Annotated in this window: 2 protein-coding genes; both read right to left on the bottom strand. The window is 28.0% G+C overall.

The annotated features are described in order from the left end of the window. Positions 1–253 precede the first annotated feature (253 nt). Positions 254–1762, bottom strand: coding sequence for a 2,3-bisphosphoglycerate-independent phosphoglycerate mutase (gene gpmI / locus L8D11_RS04320; protein WP_236870446.1), 1509 nt, complete (start codon positions 1760–1762; stop codon positions 254–256). A gap of 2 nt (positions 1763–1764) precedes the next feature. Further along, a complete protein-coding gene (locus L8D11_RS05925) occupies positions 1765–3045 on the bottom strand; it encodes a sensor histidine kinase (protein WP_236870445.1) in 1281 nt (426 codons plus the stop codon). Positions 3046–3358: the final 313 nt, after the last annotated feature.

Genomic DNA, 3358 nt, shown 5'->3' with positions numbered 1-3358 from the left:
ACTCTTCTCTATACGTTCTTCTGCTTCTCTTACTAAAAATGACATTTTGCCTCCTCTTTCGTATGTACTTATCTTTTCATTCTATCATATATGTTTCTTTCTGCCTATTATGCAATGGTCTTAATTTATATTTTTTAATAATCTTGGTAAAATTGATGAGTTGCAGTAGATATTGAATTTGCAACTAGTCTTCCAGACTGGTTAAGAACTTCAATATCAGGGGGTCACATCACTGGCCCTATAAGAATGATTATTATGCTGATTTTATTAGTGATTTTCCCGACATTTCTACTGGTTTTGGTATTTCTAATAAATCCAATATAGTTGGTGCTATATCTGATAATTCTCCATTTTGTAGTTTAATTTTTTTCTTGCCAAAATATATTAAAGGTACATCATTTAATGTGTGTGATGTTTTAACCTGTCCACTATCTTTCTCCATCATTTCTTCAGCATTGCCATGGTCTGCAGTTATAAGTAACTCGATATCATATTTTTTACATACTTTTAAAAGTTTTTCTACGCACTTATCAATAGTTGCGCATGCTATAATACTTGCATCCATATTACCGGTGTGACCTACCATATCTGCATTAGCATAATTAACACAGAGAAAATTAAATTTATTACTCATTATTGAAGCAATTAGCTTATCGGTGATTTCATATGCAGACATTTCTGGTTTAAGATCGTATGTTTTAACTTTAGGAGAGGGGACTAATAACCATTCTTCACCGTTTAATCTATTCTCTCTGCCGTAATTAAAAAAATATGTAACATGTGCATATTTCTCTGTTTCAGCTATCCTGAGTTGCTTTAAATTGTTGTTCGATAAATATTCGCCTAAATCATTTTTAATTTGCATAGGAGAAATTATTGCATCCATAGTTTTTTTAAATTCAGATGAATATTCAACTAGTGAAGCAACATATGAAAAGTCTAAATTTTTTGTTTCAAAATGATTAAAATTTTTTGATATAAGTGACTCGGTGATTTGCCTGATTCTATCGGCTCTAAAATTTAAAAATAATAATGAATCACCACTTTCAATTTTATCGCAATACTTATTATATGCAGGAATTATAAATTCATCTGTAATACCTTCATTATAATTTTTTTCAATATAATAATTTGGATCTTCAAAGCAACAATCGCCGTCAAAAGTAATAGCGTCGTATGATAATTTAGTTCTATCCCATCTATTATCTCTATCCATGGCATAATATCTGCCACTTATAGATGCTATTTCAATATTGTTTTTTATTAATTCACTTATATATTCTTGAGCTTTTTTAGGGGATGTATCTCTACCGTCGGTAAAAGCATGCAATATGACTTTTATATTATTATCAGTTAAAAATTTTGCAAAATTAATTATGTGCTCTATATGTGAATGAACACCTCCATCTGAAATCATTCCTAATATATGACAAGTTTTATTGGAAGTTTTCATAATCAGATTCTTTACTGTAGAGTTATTTTTTAGTAATGTATAATCCTTAATCATACTATTTATTCTCAGTAAATCTTGAGGTATTACTCGCCCTGCACCAATAGTCATATGACCAACTTCAGAATTTCCCATTTGTAATGGTGGTAACCCAACACTTTCACCGCAAGTTTTGATTTTAGATGCAGGGAAGTTAGATAATAAATAATCCATACATGGTGTATTGGCAGAGTATATTGCATTGAAATCTTTTTTAGAAGAATATCCCCATCCATCAAGTATGCATAATAATAATTTTTTATGCTTTTGCATTGTTAAATTGGTAATTTAATTGTTACTTTTAATCCACCCATTTTACTTTTATCAAGCACAATATCTCCTCCATGAGCATTAATTATATTTTTTGTTATCGCCAGCCCTAAACCGTATCCTTGCTTTTCATTAATACCTAATTGATTGAACGGTTCTAAGGCTTTTTTATAATCTTTCTCACCAATCCCCTGACCATCATCTTCAATCTGAATCAAAATTTGGTCATTAACTTTTAATAAATTCATTCTAACCATAGAAAGACAATATTTTAAAGCATTCTCAACTACATTTGTAATGGCTCTATCAATGGCATCTACTTTTAAAAAAAGGAGATGGTGATTTTCTTTTAATCTATTATCAAAAGTTATTCTATCATCGTTCAGTAGATTTATTATATTGTTAATTATATCTGTTAAATTGCATTGCCTATTTTCTTCGTTCCCCTCTTCCTTTGCAAAAATTAAATAACTATTAATCATGTCTTCAATTTTTTTAATATTATCATGTATGTTTTTAATATCGTTATTTTCGTTTATTAAAGATAATTGTAACTTAATTCTTGTTAAGGGAGTTCTTAAATCATGCGCTATATGTGCCAGTAATTCGGTTCTATTTTTTATTTGTTTTAAAATTTTTTTACGCATTCTTAAAAAGGATAATCCTAATGATCTAATCTCCTTAGCACCAGAGGGTTTAAAATGATATATTTTGCCCTGACCAAAATCCATAGCTGCTTTATCAAGGTTAATAATTGATTTAACCTGATTTTTCATAAAAAATAATGAAATCAAACCAAAAAGTATTGAAGTAGTTAAAATCCATATAACAAATATATAAGTTGTTTGGTTTTTAATTCTCTTTGTTGAAAAATCTATCTGTAATACCTGAGAATTTGGTAAATATATTAACCCTCTGATATTTGACATATCATCTATGTAAAATAGTTGAGTTTTATATTTTATAGAGTTACTAATTTTTGTTGCAATACTTGATATGTATGAATCACTAAGACCTTCTGAAAGTTTCGGTTTGTCGATCAATAATGCTGTCTTGAATCCTAAGGAATTTAGATCAGTAATAACTTCATTATTGCTATTTTTATATTTAATATAAAAATTTACTATTGTGTTTATATCGTTAATTAAAAAATTTTGCATATTACCTGAAACATTTTCCCAATGCCTCTCATAAAAAATAACTATCGTGACTATCTGTATGATAATAATAGGTAATAAAATCATTAATAAAAATCTACTATAAAGAGTATTTAGGGATAATTTCACTTTTAAAAAGATTATAAAAATTAATAAAATCAATATAAGCGTTTTTATTTTTCAAGTACATCAATTTTTAACGCATGGCATTGTTGGGTAAAATTGACAGAATGAAAACTATTTTATATATAAATCAAAAAAAATAACATACTAAAAGTTGTTAATGAAAAATTAACATAAAGTCGCGTTATTTCACCTGACTTCATGCACTTTTTCGCTAGACAGCGCAATATTCCTGGGGTTTATTTTTTTCTAGGCACTACCACTTAAGTTTTTTTGTTAATTTAAATTTAGATTTTTAGAGTTGCTCTATACTAATTCA

The organism is Candidatus Bandiella numerosa (assembly GCF_021811875.1).
Classification (GTDB): Bacteria; Pseudomonadota; Alphaproteobacteria; order Rickettsiales; family Midichloriaceae; genus Aquirickettsia; species Aquirickettsia numerosa_A.
The sequence above is the reverse complement of the archived record's forward strand: the minus strand, read 5'-3'. Positions and strand labels throughout refer to the sequence as shown.